Below are 21821 nucleotides of genomic sequence, written 5' to 3'. Positions count from 1 at the left end.
ATCGAACCCCGCCCCGCGTTTACGGGCCGGCGGCAAATTAAAAATCAGTCGAAATAAACACTTAAACTATCGTTCTCGACCATGAGTTGGATATTCTGCAGTTCCTGTCCCGTCCGTTTGCGCTGCAGCACTTCATTGCTGATGGGCGGCAAAATCGCCTGCTGCAGCAGCGACTCGACCGCTCTGCCGCGCGAAGGATGGGCGCTGATGCGTTTGGCTATCCAGCCTGGAATGTCGCCTTCCAGCACCAGCGACACGCCCACTTCTTTGTGCAAACGCTGTTGTAAACGCGAAATCTGTTTGGTGGCGATATGGGTTATCGCTTCGGTAGAAAGCGGCACGTAGGGAATGACGTTCATGCGCGCCAACAGCGCCGCCGGGAAGAAGCGCGCCAGCACGTCGTGCAGCATCGGCCGCAGCGCTTCGGTTTTCAGATCCGGCGTTTCCGCCAGCGTGGCTTCTATTTCGCCGGCGCCGATATTGCTCGTCATTAAAATGAAACACTGGCGGAAGCTGATCATGCGGCCCTCACCGTCTTCCATCACGCCCTTGTCGAAGACTTGATAAAACGCCTCGTGGATATCGGGATGCGCCTTGTCGAATTCGTCGAGCAAGACGATGGAATAAGGTTTGCGGCGCACCGCCTCCGTCAACTTGCCGCCCTTGCCGTAGCCGACATAGCCCGGCGGCGCCCCTTTCAGGGTGGAAACGGTATGCGATTCCTGAAACTCGCTCATATTGAAGACGATCAGATTATGCGCGCCGCCGTACATCGCCTCCGCCAGCGCAAACGCGGTCTCCGTTTTGCCGACGCCGCTCGGGCCGGACAGCATGAAAACGCCCAATGGCCGATCGTGCGCCTGAATGCCGGCGCGGGAGATGCGCACCGCCTGCGCGATTTCATCGATCGCCGTCTGCTGGCCGAATATCTGGCGGCTCAGCAGTTGATTGAGATTGAGCGCATTGTCCAGATCGCTTTGCAGCATGCGGCCGGTGGGGATGCCGGTCCAATCCGACAACACCTCCGCCACGACGCGGTCATCCACCCACGGATACACCAACGGCAGGCCGCCGTCTTGCAAGGCTCCCAGCTCGGAGGCCAACTGCGGCAAGCGCTCCGGCGACTGCCGCTCCGCGTCGAGCAAGGTGGTGACCGCCTGTTGCTCCTGCGCCTGCCGCTGACGCAGCGCAGCCAGTTCGCCTTCCATGTCGCTGAGGGTCTGCTGCAATTCAGTGATGCGGCTGAGCGCCAGATCGTCGAATTTGCTCTCCTCCTGCAGGCCGTTCATTTCGGTGCGCTTCACCGCCAACCCGGCCTCGAGCGACTCGATTTTTTCAGGCAGCGCATGCTGGCTCAGCGCCACCCGCGCGCAGGCGGTGTCCAGCAAGCTGATGGCTTTGTCCGGCAGTTGCCGCGACGGCAGATGGCGCAGCGACAAATGCACCGCGGCCTGCAGCGCCGACTCGCGGATCTTGACGCTGTGGTGCTGCGCAAAATGCGGGGCGATGGCGCGCATCATGTTCACCGCATTCTCTTCGTCGGGTTCAGAAACCAACACGTACTGGAAACGGCGCGTCAGCGCGGCGTCCGGCTCGATGAACTGTTTGTATTCCGACCAGGTCGTCGCCGCCACCATGCGCAGCGCCCCCCTGGCCAACATCGGTTTCAACAGGTTGACGGCGTCGCCGGTGCCGGCCTGCCCGCCGGCGCCCACCAGCGTATGCGCCTCGTCGCAAAACAGGATCACCGGCACCGCCGAATGCGCGATGGCGTCGATCAGCGCTTTCAGGCGCGATTCGAATTCGCCCCTCATGCTCGCCCCGGCCTGCATGCGCCCCAGATCCAAAGACAGCAGCCGGGCGCCCTGCAGCAGCGGCGGCACCTGCCCCTGGGCTATCTTGCAGGCCAGCGCTTCCGCCACCGCCGTTTTGCCGACCCCGGCTTCGCCCACCAAAATCGGGTTGTTCTGCCGGCGACGCAGCAAGATGTCGATCACCTGGCGCAGCTCCGCTTCGCGGCCAATCACCGGGTCGATTTCACCGTCGCGCGCCTGGCGGGTCAGATCGGCGCACCATTTATCGAGAATATCGACCGTCTCGGACGCCTCCGGCGCATCGCCGTAGGCGCTGTAGACCTCTTCTTCCTCTTCCTCATGCTCGACGGACTCCGCCAGAATCGCCGGATAATCGTCGAACAGCTGCGGGATCGGCAGTTTTTTGAACTCGTCGCTCAGCCGGTACAGGCTGCGCTGCAACGTGGGATCCTGCAGAATGCCGACCAGGATATGAATGGTGCGCACCCCGCCGGACGGCGTTTCGGCGAGCTGGCTCATCAGCAGCCCTCTTTCCACCACCGTTTCCAGTTGCGTCGACAGATCCACCACCGCATTCGTGCGGTTCGGCAAGGTATGCAGAATGCGATCCAACGCATCGCTGATGCGCTGACTGTTGATGGCGTAGTGCGCCAGGATCAGCGGCAGGTCGCCGCGCTCCTTGTCCACCAGGACTTTCAGCCAGTGTTCCAGCTCCACGTATTCGTGCCTGAAGGTTCGGCACAGCTTGGTCGCTTCGACGAATGACTGATAAGCAAAGTGGCCCAATCGCGAAAAAAGACGTTCTCGTTGATACACCTTAAATTTCCTTATATTAAGTTGTTGATTGATAAACCAGCTGCCTAAACGTCCCTGTCTTAGGTTTCAGCCAGCTGTCTTTACTCAGCGACTTGCCGCCCAGCTGCGCCGCCATGCCCGGCTCCGTGGCGATCAGCAGGCTGACGTCCAGCATCAGCTGATGGCTCGTGAAGTCATGACAGATGCTCACCAGCGCCTGCAGCCGCCGGCTGCCGCGCTGATACTGCTGATACTGCGGGGCCCCCAGCGGGCCGATCTGAATATGCGCGCCGTACTGGGCATCGAAAAAGCGGCTGCCGATGCGCGTGCTGCCCAACTTGCCCAACTTTTGGCTGCCGCTTTGCTTGCCGTCGTCGATCCACTTGGCGTAGCGCGGCGTAATCGTGATGGGAACGGCGAAGTAGGCCGCCAACATCTTGTTGAGCTGCCGCAGCGAGCGGCGGCCGGGCAGATAAGTGCCGGGATACGCCTCGCGCAGGCGCTGGACATGCGGGTTCACCATCAGCGCCGTATCGACGCCCACCGTCTGGCGCAAATGGCGCAAGAACGGGTTTTTGTCATCGTCATGCTCATGGCCGATCATCGCCTTCAGCTGCGCCCAGGCCCGGTAGTGCAATACGGCGAAGCGCTGGCTGACGATGCCGACGAACTGCTGGAACGCCTGGTTGCGTCTGGCGATGACTTCGGTGCGCGCGTGCTCGGTCACATGGATCGGCAGCGGGCCGTAGGGGGCGAACATGCCGAAATGCCGCGCCTGAATCAGCACTTGCTTAGGGCGCTGCACGATAGAGGCGATTTCACGCGAAGCGAACGCCATATCCGCCGGCTGGGTAATGCAGAGCCTTTCGCGGCTGCGATCGTTGGAGACGCCGAGCCGCGGCGCATCCGGCTGCGCGCGTTCGATACGCCGCAGCAGCTCGAAAAAATCCTGTCGATTGGACAGCCCGCGGATTTCGGCCTGGCCCGCGCTTTCGCTTTGCGCCCCCGGCGTCGGCGCCTGTTCCAACGAGAGCGCCGTTTCACGCATCAACGACATATCAGCCATAGTAGAGCGCCCCCCAGTCGGCGTGGGTTTCCCCATCCAGCAACAGCTTCATGCTTAACGTTTGGTTCAGGTCGCCGTATTGGCTCAACGCGTGGTGCAATATTTTGCCGAACAGATAGGCGCCGTGGTCGGCATGATGGTTGGCGCTTAAGTTGACGGCGATCTCGGCCCCGCGGATCCAGGCCAGCGGCCCCGGCCCCTGATTGCGCTCGAAGTGGTGCTCCACCCAGGCGTTTTTGATGCTGGCGATGCGCTTGCGCTGGCTGGAGTCATCCTGATGGCAGAACAACGACAGCCAGTCGCGCAACAGCGCCGAACAATCCTGAACGTCGGGGCGCGCATGGCGCAAAGGATTGGAGGCCAGCATCTGAATCGCCTGCCACGCCTGGCTGATGTTCGGCACCGCGACCGGGTTGCTCGGGTAGCGGACGATCTCCACCTGGTGGATCGGCATCGCCGTTTCCAGCTGGAAATGCGGCTGCTGAAGGTGCGCCGGCACCAGATGCCGTTCGCAGACCAGCGCCTCGACGCTGAGCGACGTGATGTCGTCGATGTCGATGCCGCTTTTGCCCGGCGAGATGGCGATGAAGGTATCTTCGTTGGGCAGGTGCGGATTGTTGTACTTGGAGGGCGACGGCTCCCGGCGACGGTGCAGCGTATAACCGGCCGGCTCCCGCTCGCAGTCGTACTGCACGTCGGCCTGCAGCGAAGAGAAAATCACCGGGTTGCCGTCGGGCAGCATGCCTTTCACCTGTTTTACGCTGTGTATCTCATACAGCGAGGTGTTCAAACGATCGACCACCAGCTGGTGCTCCGTGCGCTCATCCGTCAGCAGCACCGGCGAGCAATGGCGGCGATACAGGTTGATGACCGGGGTCGCGAAAAGATGAAAATCCCTGGCGTTGACGCGACCGATCAGAGTGAGTGGGCGTTGCTCCAGCGCGAACAAGATCTCGAACTCGTGAACGCGTTCACATTGACGCAGAAAATCCTGCACGCCATGCAACTCCAGGCTGAAGAAGCGGCTTGGCGCGGCGAAGTATTCGCGCATCAGCCGGTTGCCGGGCAATTCCCCCACCACGGTGGGCAACAAGGCTTCTTCATCGCTGACGCCGCCCAGGTGCAAGCTGTCCGGCGGCAGGACTTTGACGATTGGCCGGTCGTCGCTTTTCGCCCATAGCACGATGCGCAAGGTGCGATTAAGCAACGCGGCCAGCAGTTGATTGGCCCGCACCGTATCTTCCGCCAGCGTCAGGTGCAGCGGCTCGAGATCCAGCTCCGAGACGGGAAGCACGCCGTGCGTCGTCAGGCATATCCTGACGTAGGCCGAGCAATCCTGCATGTGTCTGGCGGCGCCGTCAGGCAAATGGTGCGGCGGCAAAATCTCGCATTCCGCCAGTGAAATCTCAACCGGCTGCACTTTAATATGCCGCGCCGTGGTGAACGTGGCGGGTTTGTTGTTCAGCGAGATATCGTTGAGGGTCATGCGGCTCCCGCGCGGCAGGTCAACCTGGCTGTGCCACTGGGGAAAAGAGAGATCGGGCTTAATCGCGACGGTGGCGATCGCGGGAACCGGCGTATACCACAGCGGCGCCAGGCGTGAGAGCATTTGCAGGGCAAATTCCGGCTGCTCATTGTTCAGCTTTTCCTGGATGCGGGTGCAAAGGAACGCGGAGCCCTCCAACAGACGCTCAACGAAAGGATCCAGCACGCCGTCGATATGCATGCCTAAATGCTGGGCGACCTGGGGATGAGAAGAGGCGAACTGACGACCGGCCTCGCGAAAATAACGCAGCTCATCATTATATAATTGGAGAAAGCGCTCACTGAACATAGTCACCCCTATTAATCAAATACGTGTACGGCGCCACAGGAATAATCAAGAGCGATGCGCAAATTAACCAGCATTTCGTCACCCGGTAATGAGCAGGTGCCATAAATATCGAATAAAATCGCCAGCACATACGATTGGCGTTCATTCACTACAGGCACCACACGAATCGTTTTCGGATCCAGACGCGGCTCAAATGAAGTAATGATTCTTTGTATATGTCTCGCCAGCGTTAACGGATCGGTATTAATCGGTATGCGTTGGCTCAGCGACGGCAGGCCATAATTCAATACCGAGCTTTCGCTGTGCGCATAATCATGAAGTTTCAAATCAGCGCTGCGCGATGCGTCATTCAGTAAAAATTCGATATCACGCACCAAAACACGCCGCCAATTATCGGCGCTGGCGCTTTGATGTCTCACGCTGAGCTTATCGAATAGCATGGGCAATGACGCTTTCATTTAACACCTCGCGATAAGGCTTATGTCTGCCCGCAATCGCTGCGGGCAGACAGCCTGCAATTAGTGTTGTGACATCAATGATCAGATACGGGCATTAAGCTTGAGGTCATACCCCGTCTTAATGACCGCACCCATGGAGCCATCATTGTTTTGCTCTTTGTACTCAACTTCGATACGTGCGAAATTCAGCTTGATAACGTCGGTTGGCAGCACGGTATCGATTTCAGTACCGATGGTGGAATTCAGCGGCATATTACCCACGGTCTTGAATGAGGAAACCAGGCAGTTGCTGAAGGTCACGGCAATGAAGTCTTGCTGACCCTGGCCTGATTTACGGCAAACAAGTTTTGCCTGAGGAATATGCTCGCCGGTGGCGCACATCAGGAACAGTTTCGGCGAAGCCTTATTGCTCACCATGCGAAACTCAAAGTCTTTCATCTCGACTTTGCCTGAACCACCGCCGCTTCCGAACCCCCAACGGCCGGCGTTTTCTTCCGCCCATTGCCAGGCTTGCAGCTGAATCCAGCCAGGGTAGGTTTGGTCGGGTGATTCACCATCAACACCCTCAATTTTCAAAAAATAGTCTACTAAAGCTTTCGTGCTCATTTTTTGTCTCCTTGACTGATAGGTCTACTTCGTTAATTGAAAAGTCTATTCAGATAAGTCGTTATATTGCCTACGCGATCATTGAAATAGCGACAATGAGAACCCATTAGCCATTAATAAATAGCAATAGCGTAAAAAACAGCGCCACTAAATTTCAATGAAACATCAATTCCCACCAACGCCATTTAATAATTAACGTCGGCAATATCCAAACCAATGACCAGCCGTAACTTATCTGCTCCCATCTTTTTTGGCTGACGGAAGTTTTGATACAAGTCGCAAGGACACGGTCATGCCTTCCAACTGGTAATGCGGGCGCAAATAGAAATGCGCGCGGTAATAACCCGGATCATCTTCCACATCCTCAACGCGCACCTCGGCGGCGGCTAATGGACGACGCGCCTTGGTCGCCTCGGTCGATACGGAAGGATCGCCATCGACGTAGTTCATCAGCCAGTCATTCAGCCACAGCTGCATATCGTCCCTGGACCGGAAAGAACCGATTTTGTCGCGCACGATGCATTTCAAATAGTGCGCGAATCGGCACGTGGCGAAAATATAAGGCAAGCGCGAAGACAGCTTGGCGTTGGCCGTCGCGTCGGGATCCTCGTATTTCGCCGGCGCGTGCATGGTGCAAGAACCGATAAAAGCGGCGAAATCGGAATGCTTGCGATAGACCAGGGGCAAGAACCCGGCGTCGGAAAGCTCTTGCTCGCGCCGATCGGAAATGGCCACTTCCGTCGGGCACGTCAGTTCATATCCGCCCTCATCGGAAGGAAACGCGTAGGCGGGCAGTTCTTCCACCGAGCCGCCGGATTCGATGCCGCGAATCTTCGAACACCAGCCGTACTCATGGAACGCGCGGTTGATGTTGACGCCCATCGCATACGCCGAGTTGGCCCAGGAAAAATCATCATCCACATCCGGCCTGACGGACTCCTCGAAAGCGAACTCTTCGATCGGGTTGGTTTTCGCCCCGTAAGGCAAACGCGACAGGAAACGCGGCATCGTCAACACCAGGTAACGCGAGTCGTTGCTTTCGCGCAGGCGGCGCCAGGACGCATATTCCGGCGTGGTGAAAATCTTGCCGATATCCCGCGGGTTGCCCAGTTCGTTCCACTTGCTCATCTGCAGCAGCGACGGCGACGCGGCGGAAATGAACGGACAGTGCGACGCCGCGGAAATTTTCGCCAACTCGGTCAGCAGCGTGACGCTCATCGGGCTGTGATCGAATTCAAAATCGCCGATGATGCAACCGAACGGCTCGCCGCCGAACTGACCATATTCCTGTTCGTAAATCTGTTTGAACACCGGGCTTTGATCCCAGGCGGAGCCCCGATAGCGGCGCAAATTGCGCGTCAGCTCATCCTGGCTGATGTTCAACACCCGGATCTTGAGCGTTTCGCTGACGTTGGTGTTATCGACCAGATAACTCAGACCTTGCCAGGCGGACTCCAGCTTCTGGAACTCCTTGTGGTGCAAGATATTGTTCATCTGTTGCGAAAGCTGTTCGTCGATCTGGGCAATCAACGATTCAATGGTCAATACGACATCCTGGCTGACCTTGACCTTGCCTTTGTTGGCATATTCGGACAGCGTGCCGATAGCCCGACGAACCGCTTCCGAAGCCTCGTTCGTTCTGGGCCGGAATGAACGCTTGAGCAAACCGTCAAGCTCATTTTCCGTGTCCTGCGTTTCAACTTCAGCGACTGCCGTAGCCTGCTGCTTAGCCGAATAGCGTCGTTGCCTCGCTCTCATTCCTCATCTCCTTTATTGCCGGGATCCTGCACATCCTGTTCCGCATCCGCGACCGTTTTACGCGCATCCGTCACTAAACGATGCAGAAAATCGGGTTTCTCCAGCAGATTCTTCACCACCTCTTCCGCGCTGGATTTACCATCCATATAGGTGATCAGCTCCGTGAGATGCTCCCGGGCTTCAAGCAGGCGTTGCATCTGCGGAACCCGTTTGGCGATGGCGCCAGGCGTGAAGTCATCCATCGATTCAAACTCCAATTCCACGTCCAGCAACGCATCGTCTTCGCTCAGGGTGTTCTCTACGTAAAATTGCAGACGAGGCTTGATGGCGCGCATGCGATCGTTGAAGTTGTCCTGATCGAAGGTCAGGAATTTCCGCTCTTCGATCGGCAGCAAAGGCTTTTTCCGATGCCCAGAGAGATCGGACATGACCCCCGTAACAAAGGGCAACTCCACTTTCTTTTGTGAACCGTAAAGCTCTACGTCATATTCAATTTGCACGCGCGGCGCGTTATTTTTACCGATAAATTTCTGAGAGCTTGAGTCCTTAGCCATTGGAAAACTCCTTTGTGATAAAAATTACTTCCCGGACAATTGATTTAACGAGGCCAGAGATTCCGGCAAAAGCTCCTCAACAATCGTCGCGAAGTCCATACCGATCATTTTTTGTGAACGTCGAATAAGAATGGGGGCCGGATGGCTGGGCTCATAGTTTTGGAAATAGTCCAAAACCTGATCCAACAGCAAGATGACATCCTGCCGGGAACGGATATATTTGCCGGGCATGGCGACAGGCGCGTCAGCATCCGGCGAGTCAATCTCCGCGTCATCCCGTTCAGCCGGCAATTCCTGCTGTTCCAGTGAAGCCAGCTGGCGGCTGAACTGTTTCAAATAGTCGCGCACCTGCCGACAGTCCAAACGATAATCTTCAGCCTGCAGATTGGCGTAATTCTCGACGCGCTCCAGCGCATCGATTTCCAGCGCCAATTGCTCTTTCAGCGAAGGCAGATTTCTGCCGGCAAAATAACTGTCGGCTTGCCCCAGCACCTTTACCACCTCCGAAAAATGCAGGCTTTTGCCTTCCTGCTCGTCAAGCCGCATATTCAGCAGCTCGTCGGTGGTTAACGGCGTGTCGGGAAAAATCTTGCTGTTCTTGATTTCGTGCAGACAGGACGATGTGGCGAGCCACCCTAATGCGGCCGCATGAAAGCTGTCCGATGAGGGTTCCATGTCCGCCTGAGGGAAAATGGTGGCGCCCTCCTCGGCATATTTGGCGTCAATATCCTTAATGCCCTGGTAGAAGGCCGAAAAACCGTCGATATGAAGATTGGCGCGCATAAACCACAGCACGACATGTAAATCGAAGCACTGTTCCAGCAACGCGGCAGACTGCTCGCGAATGGCGTGCCAATTGATATCACGCGCATTGTCTACGGCATTAAGCGGATCGGTTTGGCTGTCATATTCCGAAAGCGTGAATTCAATTTCACTGTATCGTGGATCAAATTCGACGCCATTCACTTCCGTTGAGATGACTTCATTCATGGCCTGATATCCTTTTCAATCAGCACTAGAAACATAAAGCCTAATAAAGCGGGCTTTTACGTTCGCCAGTCTTTCCCAGAGTCCTTTTAGCGTAAGTTAGTCGTCACCAAGCTCGCAAATTGTTTAGATGTATTAATATTAACAACAATAATAGATTGAACCTATCAATAGAATCACAGTGATCGGTTTAAACTATTTTACATTTACATATTTATTTTTTTCTTTCAAAATCAATAAATTGCAACCGATAATTATGCAAGCTAAGAATAGGAAAAAAATCAAAAACTGCCCTAAAAACAACGTTTCATCCTTGGTAGGATAATTCCAGTAATACCACTGGATACAAATAATTTAATTAGCAAATGATAACCACAGTAAATAGTGAAATTTTTTCATAAAACCATGACAGCCAGTCGTTTCTTGCAAGCGGGTAGCACGCAATGATCAATAGAAAACGATGGCAGTGTGACTTTCATTTCCAGCACTCAGTACTTACACATGCGAAACCTAGTGTGAAAATAAACAATTTGGCGAGAGTTTTGATTATTAATTTTAAAGCTAAAGCACAGATTAACATTCCGCCGTGGTGCACCGAATACCTATTGGTACACAAACAGCCTGGTGGATAAAGCATCATTCTTTTATAGTTAACTCAGGGTAATGATCAGAATCATTTAAGATTCAATTCCCCTTTGTGTGTGTTCTCATACGGCTTACCGCGGCAAAAGCATCACTGCGGTAAAGAGTCTCGCAGAATAAAGTGGCATTAGAGATATCATTTACTATAACGGCAAAATAACCACGTAAGCGCTGCAACGACAGGAACCGTGTTAAGACCAGCGATCTGTTCCATATACAAGAAATGTTTCCCTAACTGATAAGACCACTAATTTGATACTAGCAAAGGCAAACCCAATATCAAGAAAAAATATTATTTTTTTAATAAAAAAATAACAAATCAATATACATAAAACAAACAATTCAATAACTTAAAACAGCGCTGAATCGATTACTTTTACGCCAGGAAAAATAGTTCATGGGAATTTACACCCCCCTCATAACCCCCTCAGTCAATCTCCCTCATTCTCTTCGGCATTGAATTGTCATCAAAAAATAAGAAAATCTATAAAAATAAAACCCGCCACTGGCCGTACGCCCCACAGGATCAACTTTCGCAAGGCAAAATAAGCAAGATAATTCCCAATAAAAAGGCCGAAAAAAGCGTTAATGATTTAGCGGTTCAAAATAAAAATAAAGGTAACTCTATTGGGTTATTAAAGCGAAAACGCGCACCTTTTCATTGCTGCAAAAAAACCTTATGAATCTTTACGTTGCCTGTCCTTTGACAATCCTTGATGAAAACGCAAATCGGGTAGCCAGCACATACAGAAAAGAGATGGGCTACGCGGCGGGCCACCTCTGCCGATGACTTTTCTCATCCCCCGTTTCGGCCCGTGCGCACAGGTCATTCCACCTAAAAATCAGGCCGCACCGCCGGCCTCGCCCGGCGATTTAACGCCAAGCCCGCCGTTTTCCTGATCCAGAACAGCTTTCGCATTCATCCGACTGATATATTGATTGAAAATCATTCCTATTCAGGAGAAAAAGCCATGGTTAAGTCACTCAATGCGGCATTCACTCGCTTTTTTGACCACCCGGACGCCGGCAAATTGGCGCTCAGGCTAACCTTCGGCGGGCTGATGCTGTTTCACGGCGTGGCGAAGATTCAGCACGGCGTCGGCTGGATCGCCGGGGCGTTGCAGGAACAGGGGCTACCCGCCTTCATCGCCTACGGCGTGTATGTGGGGGAGATCCTGGCGCCGATACTGATCATTTTGGGGCTGTTCACCCGCCCCGCCGCGCTGGTTTACGCCTTTACGCTGGTGGTGGCGTTTTTGATGGTGGGCACCGGCAAGGTCTTCACCGTCACCGACGTCGGCGCCTGGGGCATTGAAAACGAGCTGGTGTTCTTTATGGGCGGACTCGCCATCCTGCTGCTGGGCAGCGGCAAATACGCGATCGCGCGGAATGAAGCCTATCGGTAAGCGGTAGCATTAATAAGGAGGTTCTTGGTTTGAACCTCCTTTTTGCTCGCTTAAGGTTGGGTGAGCAGCGTGTTCGCCATGAAAGACAATAAGGCGGTCGATTCGGGGAAGGCCGCGCGATTCTCGGTGACCGCGCGATCAAACCGCCAGTTCATGATGTAAACCACGGGCGCAGTCGGATATTGATTAATGAAATCCCAATACAGTTGAATTTGCGCATGCAGTTGCTGGTCGTTCATTCCTAACGATGCCGTAGAAGGCGGTACCAACACCCACTTTTGTCCGGCTGCGCTTATCGGCGCCAGGCGATTGTAGGTACTCCACATATCCGCCACCGACCAATTGTAGTTATCCACCCCAACCCAATCTGGCGTGCTTTTTACATTGCTCGGACACGCGGTCGCGGGCGCGCCCTGCTGCATTTCACGGATCAATTCGGCGTTATTGGCATGCCGGTAGGACAAAATGGTGTAAATGGGGATCGCGATCCCATACTGCTGCATAGCCTGACGCAGGGTGCAAACATAGCTGGAATATTGGTAAGCGTCATATTTTCCTGCCGTCTGTAAGGCCGGAACATCGAACGGCTCATCGATAAAATAAATGGCGCCGGGCTTATATTTGGTTTCGGCGATCTTCTTCACCACCGTCCAGATCGCATTCCAGGAACCTGCGGCCTGACAACTGCTGTTCGAGTCCGCGCCGGAGCAGATATCGATAAACGGCGATCCCGAGAGCGCCCCCGAGCCGGCCTGTATGTTCACGGCGCATGTTCCCTCGGCGCAAACGGGCAGATTGAGGCTTTCCAGGGTGTGCACCACGTTCAGATTGGTCATACTGAAACCGGTGCCGGTAATCGCCTTAAGCGCCTCTGTGGCGCTGAAAGACGGCGTGGCGGTTTCATAAAAGTCCAGCCAGTCATAGCCGTAATACTTGATATTGGCGTTGGGGCCGGCCGCCAGCGCATGGGCACCGAACAGGCACCCGCACAGCAACGCAAAACGTTTCAACATGCTCTTCTCCTTCAAATCTTCATCGTTGTAAGCCAACGGTGGACAGCAAACGGCGCCATCAACCGGAGACGCTATCGTGACACCCGCCATCGACGACGGCCCGCCGTTTGCGTTGTGCTGCAGCCGATCGAACGATGAGGAGAGTTTGAGAAGAAGTCGCGCCTATTTTCTTATCGAGCGACGAGGAAATGTGGGTAGAAAAAGAGGAAGCCACCGCGGGGTCAGACTGTCCCCCACCGGAAATCAGGTTTAAACCAGCATAATGAATAGCCAGTCATCGGCCATTAACGATCGGCCAGCCGGTAAACCGGAACCTTGCGCGTCGTGCCGGTCAGGGTGTCGAAGATCTCCGTTTCCGCCGTCACGATCGTCATGCCGGTTTTTCTTAGCCTGCGCACTTCTGCGGCGATGCGCTGTATGCCGAACCAGAACAGTCCGTCCAGCGCCGTGACGCGCAGCCCCTGCTCCAGCGCCAGCTTAAGCCGCTCACGCGGCGCCTTGAGCGCTTTGGCGATTTCCCGGTAAGGCAGCGCGCCCACGCCCGACGCCGAAGTTCGGTGAATGCGGGTCGACAGGCCATATTGGAAGGCCTCGGGCACGTCGCTTAAATCGCTTTTCAGGCTGTAAACGCAGCCAAAGCGCTTGCCGTTGAACACCACATTTTTTTGACTGATCGACAGCTCATCGCGCAGGCCGGCAATCAGCTGCGGCGCCCGCACCAGCAATAAGCGAAACGGCAATTCGAAACTGGTCACATAGTCCACGTTGAGCAGCGCAATGCGCAGACGCTGTTCCGCCCCGGCCTGCGTCTGGCGACACTCGTTCAACACCTCGCTCCACTGGCGCGCGAGCCGCGGGGCTTCATCCAGCGGCGCGAAGTGGTATTTCTCGATGTGGTAGTCGATCCTTTCATTCATGTCCGTTGACCCCTGCCTCAGTCATCATGCCCTCAGCAAATTACCTTACCCGCGGGCAACAGTACAACACCGCGATGAGGTCACTCGGGAAATACGGCGCTGGCTTTCGCCGGAACGGACTACGCGGGCTCGATGAACTGCATCATGCGTTGCAGTGCGTCATCCAGGGCACTGAGCCCGGCATCATCCAGACAGGCCATCAGCTGTGCGTCATAATCCGCCACCCATTGCCTCGCCTGGTCAAAAATGGGACGAGACGCCGGCATGACGCGCAGATATACCGCGCGCTTATCTTCCGGATCGGGGAAGCGCGCGACCCATCCCCGATTAACCAGTTGGGTGATCGTGCGGCCTAGCGCGGTGCGATCGGTCTGCGAATGCGCTATCACCTCGCTCATGGCCACGTCGCCCGGAAAACTGTAGAGAATGCGCAACGCGCGCCACTCATGGAGGCTGAGTCCTTGCAAAGCGAGTAACGCAGACAGCCTTTTTTCGCGGTGACGCACCACCTCCGTCATCCTGTAAAGCGCACCATTGGGCAATCCCATTCCCCGTCTGCCGCTCTGCGCGCCTTTTTTTTCAGAATCCATACTGTCTCCAATTAGCCTCGACTTTTGCCCTGACCTGTTCCGGATAAGAGTGCCTGAAAGAGGCGGTACCCGCACGTGTTACGCCGCTGAACTGCTCGGGGAACAGGCAGTTGATGATGGCTTTGCCGCCGCTACCGCGCGCCTTGTCTTCTTCCGTCAGGTACGGCACCATCGGGAACTCGCGTACGTCCGGGAAGATAAAATGATCGCGCGCCGGATGTGAGCGCGTGGCCAACGCCCAAACCACCTGATCGATATCGACAATATCAATGTCATTGCCGACCAGTATCAGTTTGGGGATCAGGTAGCCCGCATGCGAACCGAAGACCACTTCCGCCACCTTGCCGGCAAAATCCGCCGCGGTGGCATTCATTCCGGCCAGTTTTTCGATATCGACGGAGACCACCGCCCAACAGGTCGCCGCCTCATAGGAACACCAGACAAAGTCAACGGGCAAGGCCGCGCTCTGCAGGGTTTCCAGCAGCTGAGCTGATATCATGGTGCCCCAGATCGTATGATTTTCTTCCGGCGGCGTGCCGGCGACGCAAATCGGCAAAATGGGGTCATCGCGAAACGTCACCGCACGCACATGAAACACCGGCTGTTCATGGCCTTGCTGGTGTTGATAGCCGTGATACTCCCCCATCGGCCCCTCCAGCGCCCTCTCCGTAAGGCTGATTTCACCTTCCAGCACAATTTCCGCATTGGCCGGCACCCAGAGATCGTTGGTTTCCGCTTGGGTGAGCGTGACGCTTTTACCGAGCAGCGCGCCGACATAGTCAGGCTCACTGACGCCGGCCGGCAACGGCATCCCCGCGACCGCCACCGCGGCAGGCGGCGCCCCGAGCACCATCGCCCACGGCGTAGGTTTCCCTTCTCGGCGCCACATTTCACGGATCATGCCGATGTGTTGGGTGGGTATCGCCGGGCCGGTGAGACGATTGCGATCGAGCATCATGAGCCTGCCGACTCCCCAGCTATGCCACTTTCCGTCCGGGGATTGCACGACATGGAACCCGTAGGTGCCGAAATAGCGCCCGCCATCCCGTTCATGCAACAGCGGTACCGGGAAGCGTTCCAGATCAACCTCGTCGCCACGCCAAATATTCTCTTTCACCGGGCCGGTCGAACAATAATCCGGCGCAAACGGCTCCGCCTTCACCGCCCGGCGAATCGCCGCCACGATATCCCGCGGAGCGCTCTCCGGCGGCAGCCCAAAATGGAGGGCGAGGCGAGAATAGGCATGTTCCGCAGAAGCGAGCATGCCGGCCGGTGCGCCGAGGATGCGGGCCCCCGGCATCGCGCCCGCCACATGATGAAATAGCGGAGCCGAAAGCCGTTGCTCATAGACCCGGCGGCAGACAGCCGCTATCTCCAGGTCGGCGGAAACTTCCTGATGCACGTCGACCAAATCGTTTCGGCGACGCAATTCCTCAATGAAGTGACGAAAATCCAGTGCGCAATCGAGCAAACTCATGGCAAGTCCTCCAGTCTCCAGGCGGTCAGCCCCTTCTTTAGCCCTCGTTTCGGGCAGGAGACTGATCATTTATGTGCATGTGCACACATATTAGTGCGCAAAAAATCGCGTGTAAATACACTCTATCCTGGAGGCGTTGGGCATGTTGTCAGTCTGGCAAACTTTTCAAGGGATAGCGGACTCAGGCCGTGCACGCCCCTGCCGGCAGGCATTATCGCCGTGACGGTTTCACACGTTCAGCGTGATTGGCATGCATAGCACTGGGCTTGCCGCAAGCGCCGCACCGGGTTCAAGCGCAACGTGGCTCACAAAATGAAGAACATAATCGCAAAATGCTATTCGTTGATATTGCACGAGTTATAATGCGGGAAAGGATCTCGGCCAACGCAAACCGGTTTCATATCCAACGGTTTACAAGCATTAGCGAAAGAAAAGGATTTTGATTCAATGGGGGAATAACGCGGGGTAAAGTGGCGGAGAGAGGGGGATTTGAACCCCCGGTAGAGTTGCCCCTACTCCAGTTTTCGAGACTGGTCCGTTCAGCCGCTCCGGCATCTCTCCTGACAACGCTTGCTATCATGCCCGCTTTTGCGGCATTTTTACAGCATTAGCATACCGCTGAACGTTCAAGTGATGAGTTTACGAGCAACCTGATGATTAAATGGCCGTGGAAAGCGACTCAACCCTCTCAATCCCAGGCAGACATCGAGGCCCAGTGGCAGGACGCGCTGGCGATCCCGCTGCTCTCGCCGCTGAATGAGCAGGAGCGGCAGCGGCTGGTGGCCGTCGCCGGGCAAATATTGCAGCAAAAGCGCATCGTGCCGCTGCAGGGGCTGCAGCTCACCTCGCAAATGCAGGCGCGCATCGCCCTGCTGTTCGCCTTGCCGGTGCTGGAGCTGGGCGCGGAATGCCTCGACGGCTTCAACGAAATTCTGCTCTACCCCACCCCGTTCGTGGTGGAAGACGAATGGCAGGACGAGATCGGTCTGGTGCACTCGGGGCCGGTGGTGCAGTCGGGCCAAAGCTGGGAACAGGGGCCGATCGTGCTCAACTGGCAAGACGTGCAGGACTCTTTCGACCTCTCCGGTTTCAATCTGGTGATCCACGAAGCGGTGCACAAACTGGATATGCGCAACGGCGGCGTCGCCACCGGCGTGCCGCCGATCCCGCTGCGCGAGGTGGCCGCCTGGGAACATGATCTGCACGCCGCGATGGAAAGCCTGCAAGACGAGATCGACATGGTCGGCGAAGAGGCCGCCAGCATGGATGCCTACGCCGCCACCGATGCGGCCGAGTGCTTCGCCGTGCTGTCGGAGTATTTCTTCAGCGCTCCCGAACTGCTGGCCGAACGCTTCCCGGCGCTCTATCAGCACTTTTGCCGCTTCTACCGCCAGGATCCGCTGGCGCGCCTGCTGCGAGACCAGGCGGAAAACGACGCGCAATGGGCGGATTGACGGGCGTATTGCTCAGATACCGAGCAGTCGCACCGCCTGGGGCAATTTAGCGTTGACACACCCGGAGCCGCTGGATATGATGCGCCCCGTTCACACGATTCCTCTGTAGTTCAGTCGGTAGAACGGCGGACTGTTAATCCGTATGTCACTGGTTCGAGTCCAGTCAGAGGAGCCATATTTAGAGAAGCCCGCTTAAGGAAACTTAAGCGGGCTTTTTGCTGTTGGGCGTTTACAGCCCGCGTTGTTCCATCAGCAGCGCCAGATCGACCAAGCGGTTGGAGAAGCCCCACTCGTTGTCATACCAGGCGAGCACTTTCACCAGGTTGCCGCCGATCACCAGCGTGGACAGGCCGTCGATGATCGACGAACGCGCATCGCCCCGATAGTCGCTCGACACCAGCGGTTCATCGCTGTACCCCAGGATCCCTTTCAGCGGGCCGGACGCCGCCGCCGCGCGGAAAGCGGCGTTGATCTCCTCCACCGTCGCCGGGCGTTTCAGCGTCACCGTCAGATCGACGATGGAAACCACCGGCACCGGCACCCGCAGCGAATAACCGGTCAGGCGGCCGTCCAGTTCGGGGATCACCTTGCCGAGCGCCTTGGCCGCGCCGCTGGAATAAGGCACGATCGATTCCGCCGCCGCCCGCGCGCCGCGCAGATCTTTTTCCGGCTGATCGTGCAGCGCCTGGCTGTTGGTATAGGCATGCGTGGTATTCATCAACCCGTATTCGATGCCGAACGCCTGATGCAATACCTGCGCGGCGGGCGCCAGCCCGTTGGTGGTGCAGCTGCCGTTGCTGACCACCTTATGCAGCGCCGGATCGTAGAGGTGATCGTTAACCCCCATCACCAGCGTGATGTCGTCATTCTTGGCCGGCGCCGAGATAATCACCCGTTTGGCGCCGCCGTGCGTGATGTGCACTTCCGCCTTGGCTTTATCGGTAAAGAAGCCCGTCGCTTCGATCACCACGTCCACGCCCACGCTGCTCCAGGGAATTTCGGCGGGATCGCGCTGCGAAAACACCTGAATCGGCCGGCCGTCCAGCAGCAGCTGGTTGTCGCCGGCTTCCACCCTGGCCGCCAGCGTGCCGGAAAGCGTGTCATATTTCAGCAGGTGCGCCAGCGTCTTGCTGTCGGTCAGATCGTTGATCGCCACCACTTCAAAATCGCTGCGCCCCAGCGCCGCGCGCAGCACGTTGCGCCCGATCCTGCCGAAGCCGTTAATGCCTACTCTCACCATGATGCACTCCTCATTTGTGGACTTTGCCTAAAATCTAGCGCCGACCAGAAGCGGCGTAAATGACGTTTACCAATCAATTTACGCCAAATTGCGCGCATGAAAGCGTTCGCGGTATTCGCTCGGGGTCAGCTGCAGTTTGCGCTCAAACACCCGCCGCAGGTTAAGGCCGTTGCCGAAGCCGGTGGCCAGGGCAATCTGCTCGATACCTTCCGCGCTCTGTTCGAGGCGCTGCCTGGCGGTATGCAACCGCCCCTCTTCGACGAATTTGGCGGGAGAAATGCCCGTCTCGCGGGTGAACACCCGGGTAAAGTTGCGCGGGCTCATCGCCACGCGCTCGGCCAACCGATCGACGCTGAGATCGTCAGCGAGGTTTTCCAGGATCCAGGATTGCAGGTCACGGATCGGCCCCGGCGATTTGGCCTGGTTGAGCGGATAGCGGCTGAACTGCGCCTGCCCGCCGGGGCGACGCAGAAACATCACCAGATCCTGCGCCACTTCGCGCGCCTGCACGAAGCCGTAATCATCCTCCACCAGCGCCAGCGTCAGATCGAAGCCGGAGCTGACGCCGCCGGAGGTCCAGATCGGCCCGTCCTGCACGTAGATTGGGCCGTTTTCGACCTGCACCCGCGGGAAGCGCGCCTGCAGCGTTTCCGCCAGCCGCCAGTGGGTAGTCGCCCGCCGCCCGTCCAGCAACCCGGCTTCGGCCAGCAGCAGAGCCCCGCCGCAAACCGAAGCGATACGGCGCGCCTGCGGCGCCGCGCGGCGCAGCCAATCGGCGACCAGGGCCCCCTCTTCTTCGGTCGCCCCCTTGCCGGCAACGATCACGGTATCGCGCGGCAGGAACGGATCGAGATCCGCCAGGCGATGGTCGGCCAGCAGGCTCAGGCCTGACAGACCGTGCACCACCCGGTGAGATTGCGTGGTGGCGACCGCGATCTGATACAGCGGCGTCTCGGCAGGACTCAGGCGATTGGCCTGCATCAGGATATCGGCGATGCCCGCCGCTTCGAACAGCATGCCCCCTTCAGGGACGATAATCAGGAATGAGTGCATGGCGATAATATAAATAACAATCAAAACAGGCCAGACAACCACTGTATAAGAAAAGCCCCGTCGGTTCACCCTGCGGGTATAAAAAAGCCCGCCGATAATCACCGACGGGCCAGGAAGGAACGGCCATCAAGCCTGCGGCAGGTTCACCCCGCCGGCGCGCGCCAATTGCGCCAGCAGCGCCGTTTGAAACGCCTCATCGTGCACCGCCGCGTGAGGTTCAAACCGCTGCTGGTGGTGCCAATAGCCGCCGGAAATCAGTGCCTGCGGCTCATCGCTGCTCACCAGCCACGCCTGCGTCACGTGTCCCAGCGCCAGATCGTCGGGCGCATCCGCGCCGCCCATTTTGGTTGGCACCCAGCCGGGATCGACCGCGCTGCTGATGACGCCGGGCCACAGGCGCGCCACGGCGGCGGCCAGCGCGGTGACGAACAGCTTGCTGTCCGAATAGGAGCCGGCTGCGCCGCCAAGCCAGTCCACGCCGTTCAGTTCCGCTACGCCGTCAAAGTGCATGCTGCTGCTCAGGTAGACGATGCGATCGGGGCGTTCGATCAGGGCCGTCAGCAGATAGGGCGCCATCACGTTCACCGGCATCACCTGCGGCCCGGTGAACATGCCGGCGTTGTGGATCACCGCATTCGGGCGGCCGATGCGATTCACCTGCTCGGCGACCTGCCGGATCTGCTGCACCTCGGACAGATCGCCAATCACCGCCTGCGCGCCCTGATCCAGCAGATCGCGCACCGCCTCCAGACGGCCGGGGGCGCGTGCATGCAGGATCACCTGATGCCCTTCCTCCAACAGCGTTTGCGCGGCGGCGCGGCCCAGCCCGTCGACCGAACCGGTAATGAAAATACGTGACATGCCACTCCTCCGTTTAGCGCCAGCCGAGCGCCGGCGCGACATGGGTTAAAATCGATTCGATAACGTGGGCGTTATAGTCCACGCCCAGCTGGTTAGGCACGGTCAGCAGCAGCGTATCCGCTTCAGCGATGGCCTCGTCCTGCGCCAGCTGCTCGATCAGCGCGTCCGGCTCGGCGGCATAGCTGCGGCCGAAGATCGCCCGGGTTTGCGCATCGATATACCCCAGTTGATCGCCTTCCTTACCGCTGCCGCCGAAGTAATTGCGATCCCGCTGATCCACCAGCGCAAAGATGCTGCGGCTCACGGAAACCCGCGGCTCGCGCGCATGGCCGGCCTCTTGCCAGGCGGCGCGATAGGCGCGGATCTGCTTGGCCTGCTGGATATGGAAGGGTTCGCCGGTCTCGTCATTCTTGAGCGTCGAGCTTTGCAGGTTCATGCCCAGCTTCGCCGCCCAGACGGCGGTGGCGTTCGAACCGGCGCCCCACCAGATGCGATCACGCAGCCCGGCGGAAAACGGCTCCGGCCGCAGCAGCCCGGGCGGATTGGGGAACATCGGCTGCGGATTGGGTTCGGCGAACCCTTCGCCGCGCAGCGCTTCCAGGAACACTTCGGTATGGCGGCGGGCCATGTCCGCGTCGGTTTCGCCCTCGGCCGGGGCGTAACCGAAATAGCGCCAGCCGTCGATCACCTGCTCCGGCGAGCCGCGGCTGATGCCGAGCTGCAGCCGCCCGCCGGCGATCAGATCCGCCGCGCCGGCGTCCTCCACCATGTACAGCGGGTTTTCATAACGCATGTCGATCACGCCGGTGCCGATCTCGATACGTTGGGTTTTGGCGCCGATGGCGGCCAGCAGCGGGAACGGCGATCCCAGCTGACGCGCGAAGTGGTGCACGCGAAAATAGGCGCCGTCCGCGCCCAGATCTTCGGCGGCAACCGCCAGATCGATGGACTGCAGCAGCGCATCCGCTGCGGAACGGGTGCCGGACTGGGCGGAAGGCGTCCAGTGGCCAAACGAGAGAAAACCAATCTTTTTCATCGGGCATCGTCCTCAAAGGCAAAATCATCGGCCTACAGTGACAAAAACCGCGCGCCTTGCGCCAGCAAAATCGCCCCCGATCGCACTAAACGAACCGATTGCCGCCGCGCCGCCCGGCGATTGTAATCAAAAAACAAATGTCGTATAACAAGCAGCTCCGAGGGGTGTCCTGTTACGGGCTGAGATGGTGCAAGCCGAACCCTTTGAACCTGATCTGGGTCATGCCAGCGAAGGGACGGTTAGGCAACAACGCGATCACC

18 protein-coding genes, 2 tRNA genes and 1 riboswitch are annotated in these 21821 nt (G+C 57.5%); of the genes, 3 read left to right on the top strand and 17 right to left on the bottom strand.

Annotated elements, in window-relative coordinates; genetic code table 11:
• Positions 1 to 44 precede the first annotated feature (44 nt).
• From tssH to JL05_RS13060, 8 genes are all read right to left on the bottom strand, one after another.
• Positions 45 to 2630 carry a type VI secretion system ATPase TssH gene (tssH, locus tag JL05_RS13095; protein ID WP_033632654.1) on the bottom strand — a complete coding sequence of 862 codons (2586 nt, stop codon included), beginning with the start codon at positions 2628 to 2630 and terminating at the stop codon, positions 45 to 47.
• A gap of 16 nt (positions 2631 to 2646) precedes the next feature.
• Positions 2647 to 3675: a type VI secretion system baseplate subunit TssG gene (tssG, locus tag JL05_RS13090; protein ID WP_033632653.1), complete on the bottom strand. Its 1029-nt coding sequence runs from the start codon at positions 3673 to 3675 to the stop codon at positions 2647 to 2649.
• On the bottom strand, positions 3668 to 5509 hold the full coding sequence (gene tssF / locus JL05_RS13085) for a type VI secretion system baseplate subunit TssF (protein WP_033632652.1): 1842 nt from the start codon (positions 5507 to 5509) through the stop codon (positions 3668 to 3670). The genes tssG and tssF overlap by 8 nt, the downstream gene beginning before the upstream one ends.
• Positions 5510 to 5520: 11 nt before the next feature.
• Positions 5521 to 5967, bottom strand: a complete 447-nt coding sequence (locus JL05_RS13080) for a type VI secretion system baseplate subunit TssE (RefSeq protein WP_015378391.1) — start codon at positions 5965 to 5967, stop codon at positions 5521 to 5523.
• 81 nt (positions 5968 to 6048) lie between these two features.
• A complete protein-coding gene (locus JL05_RS13075) occupies positions 6049 to 6573 on the bottom strand; it encodes an Hcp family type VI secretion system effector (protein WP_004935369.1) in 525 nt (174 codons plus the stop codon).
• A gap of 231 nt (positions 6574 to 6804) precedes the next feature.
• Positions 6805 to 8331 carry a type VI secretion system contractile sheath large subunit gene (gene tssC / locus JL05_RS13070; protein ID WP_004935371.1) on the bottom strand — a complete coding sequence of 509 codons (1527 nt, stop codon included), beginning with the start codon at positions 8329 to 8331 and terminating at the stop codon, positions 6805 to 6807.
• Positions 8328 to 8885, bottom strand: a complete 558-nt coding sequence (tssB, locus tag JL05_RS13065) for a type VI secretion system contractile sheath small subunit (protein ID WP_004935376.1) — start codon at positions 8883 to 8885, stop codon at positions 8328 to 8330. The genes tssC and tssB overlap by 4 nt, the downstream gene beginning before the upstream one ends.
• Positions 8886 to 8909: 24 nt before the next feature.
• The gene (locus tag JL05_RS13060) at positions 8910 to 9875 is read right to left on the bottom strand and encodes a type VI secretion system protein TssA (protein WP_004935378.1); all 966 of its coding nucleotides are present in this window, start codon (positions 9873 to 9875) and stop codon (positions 8910 to 8912) included.
• A 1610-nt stretch (positions 9876 to 11485) separates the two neighbouring features.
• On the opposite strand from JL05_RS13060, the gene JL05_RS13055 reads away from it, so the two are divergent.
• Positions 11486 to 11920 carry a DoxX family protein gene (locus JL05_RS13055; RefSeq protein WP_015378393.1) on the top strand — a complete coding sequence of 145 codons (435 nt, stop codon included), beginning with the start codon at positions 11486 to 11488 and terminating at the stop codon, positions 11918 to 11920.
• A gap of 50 nt (positions 11921 to 11970) precedes the next feature.
• Here the strand turns inward: JL05_RS13055 and JL05_RS13050 are convergent, their stop codons facing one another.
• The 5 genes from JL05_RS13050 to JL05_RS13030 form a co-directional block, all read right to left on the bottom strand.
• Positions 11971 to 12933 carry a hypothetical protein gene (locus JL05_RS13050; protein ID WP_033632651.1) on the bottom strand — a complete coding sequence of 321 codons (963 nt, stop codon included), beginning with the start codon at positions 12931 to 12933 and terminating at the stop codon, positions 11971 to 11973.
• Between the two features lie 284 nt (positions 12934 to 13217).
• Positions 13218 to 13850, bottom strand: a complete 633-nt coding sequence (locus JL05_RS13045; RefSeq protein WP_033632650.1) for an ECs1377 family protein — start codon at positions 13848 to 13850, stop codon at positions 13218 to 13220.
• A 119-nt stretch (positions 13851 to 13969) separates the two neighbouring features.
• The gene (locus tag JL05_RS13040) at positions 13970 to 14440 is read right to left on the bottom strand and encodes a MarR family winged helix-turn-helix transcriptional regulator (protein ID WP_033632649.1); all 471 of its coding nucleotides are present in this window, start codon (positions 14438 to 14440) and stop codon (positions 13970 to 13972) included.
• Positions 14430 to 15917, bottom strand: a complete 1488-nt coding sequence (locus JL05_RS13035; protein WP_033632648.1) for a UbiD family decarboxylase — start codon at positions 15915 to 15917, stop codon at positions 14430 to 14432. The genes JL05_RS13040 and JL05_RS13035 overlap by 11 nt, the downstream gene beginning before the upstream one ends.
• Before the next feature lie 471 nt (positions 15918 to 16388).
• Positions 16389 to 16478 (bottom strand) — tRNA-Ser (locus JL05_RS13030).
• 92 nt (positions 16479 to 16570) lie between these two features.
• On the opposite strand from JL05_RS13030, the gene mtfA reads away from it, so the two are divergent.
• Entirely contained in the window at positions 16571 to 17371 is an 801-nt protein-coding gene (gene mtfA / locus JL05_RS13025; protein ID WP_004935401.1) for a DgsA anti-repressor MtfA, read from the top strand.
• 99 nt (positions 17372 to 17470) lie between these two features.
• Positions 17471 to 17546, top strand: a tRNA-Asn gene (locus JL05_RS13020).
• A gap of 54 nt (positions 17547 to 17600) precedes the next feature.
• Here JL05_RS13020 and gap read toward each other — a convergent pair.
• From gap to JL05_RS13000, 4 genes are all read right to left on the bottom strand, one after another.
• Positions 17601 to 18611: a type I glyceraldehyde-3-phosphate dehydrogenase gene (gene gap / locus JL05_RS13015; protein WP_033632647.1), complete on the bottom strand. Its 1011-nt coding sequence runs from the start codon at positions 18609 to 18611 to the stop codon at positions 17601 to 17603.
• 78 nt (positions 18612 to 18689) lie between these two features.
• Entirely contained in the window at positions 18690 to 19664 is a 975-nt protein-coding gene (locus tag JL05_RS13010; protein ID WP_033633630.1) for a GlxA family transcriptional regulator, read from the bottom strand.
• 126 nt (positions 19665 to 19790) lie between these two features.
• On the bottom strand, positions 19791 to 20525 hold the full coding sequence (locus tag JL05_RS13005; RefSeq protein WP_033632646.1) for an SDR family NAD(P)-dependent oxidoreductase: 735 nt from the start codon (positions 20523 to 20525) through the stop codon (positions 19791 to 19793).
• 13 nt (positions 20526 to 20538) lie between these two features.
• Positions 20539 to 21561, bottom strand: a complete 1023-nt coding sequence (locus JL05_RS13000) for an LLM class flavin-dependent oxidoreductase (protein WP_015378399.1) — start codon at positions 21559 to 21561, stop codon at positions 20539 to 20541.
• A gap of 150 nt (positions 21562 to 21711) precedes the next feature.
• Positions 21712 to 21814: riboswitch (TPP riboswitch) on the top strand.
• Positions 21815 to 21821: the final 7 nt, after the last annotated feature.

Origin of the sequence: Serratia nematodiphila DZ0503SBS1 (genome assembly GCF_000738675.1) — a bacterium.
Classification (GTDB): domain Bacteria; phylum Pseudomonadota; class Gammaproteobacteria; order Enterobacterales; family Enterobacteriaceae; genus Serratia; species Serratia nematodiphila.
This window is presented reverse-complemented; position numbering and strand designations above follow the sequence as displayed.

Bases quoted from the DNA above. Each gene is read 5' to 3' on its own strand.
- JL05_RS13040 (WP_033632649.1), bottom strand. From the start codon at position 14,440: ATGGATTCTGAAAAAAAAGGCGCGCAGAGCGGCAGACGGGGAATGGGA.
- JL05_RS13050 (WP_033632651.1), bottom strand. From the start codon at position 12,933: ATGTTGAAACGTTTTGCGTTGCTGTGCGGGTGCCTGTTCGGTGCCCAT.
- JL05_RS13000 (WP_015378399.1), bottom strand. From the start codon at position 21,561: ATGAAAAAGATTGGTTTTCTCTCGTTTGGCCACTGGACGCCTTCCGCC.
- JL05_RS13060 (WP_004935378.1), bottom strand. From the start codon at position 9,875: ATGAATGAAGTCATCTCAACGGAAGTGAATGGCGTCGAATTTGATCCA.
- JL05_RS13080 (WP_015378391.1), bottom strand. From the start codon at position 5,967: ATGAAAGCGTCATTGCCCATGCTATTCGATAAGCTCAGCGTGAGACAT.
- JL05_RS13045 (WP_033632650.1), bottom strand. From the start codon at position 13,850: ATGAATGAAAGGATCGACTACCACATCGAGAAATACCACTTCGCGCCG.
- JL05_RS13055 (WP_015378393.1), top strand. From the start codon at position 11,486: ATGGTTAAGTCACTCAATGCGGCATTCACTCGCTTTTTTGACCACCCG.
- tssF (WP_033632652.1), bottom strand. From the start codon at position 5,509: ATGTTCAGTGAGCGCTTTCTCCAATTATATAATGATGAGCTGCGTTAT.
- JL05_RS13010 (WP_033633630.1), bottom strand. From the start codon at position 19,664: ATGCACTCATTCCTGATTATCGTCCCTGAAGGGGGCATGCTGTTCGAA.
- JL05_RS13035 (WP_033632648.1), bottom strand. From the start codon at position 15,917: ATGAGTTTGCTCGATTGCGCACTGGATTTTCGTCACTTCATTGAGGAA.
- tssG (WP_033632653.1), bottom strand. From the start codon at position 3,675: ATGGCTGATATGTCGTTGATGCGTGAAACGGCGCTCTCGTTGGAACAG.
- mtfA (WP_004935401.1), top strand. From the start codon at position 16,571: ATGATTAAATGGCCGTGGAAAGCGACTCAACCCTCTCAATCCCAGGCA.
- gap (WP_033632647.1), bottom strand. From the start codon at position 18,611: ATGGTGAGAGTAGGCATTAACGGCTTCGGCAGGATCGGGCGCAACGTG.
- JL05_RS13005 (WP_033632646.1), bottom strand. From the start codon at position 20,525: ATGTCACGTATTTTCATTACCGGTTCGGTCGACGGGCTGGGCCGCGCC.
- JL05_RS13075 (WP_004935369.1), bottom strand. From the start codon at position 6,573: ATGAGCACGAAAGCTTTAGTAGACTATTTTTTGAAAATTGAGGGTGTT.
- tssB (WP_004935376.1), bottom strand. From the start codon at position 8,885: ATGGCTAAGGACTCAAGCTCTCAGAAATTTATCGGTAAAAATAACGCG.
- tssC (WP_004935371.1), bottom strand. From the start codon at position 8,331: ATGAGAGCGAGGCAACGACGCTATTCGGCTAAGCAGCAGGCTACGGCA.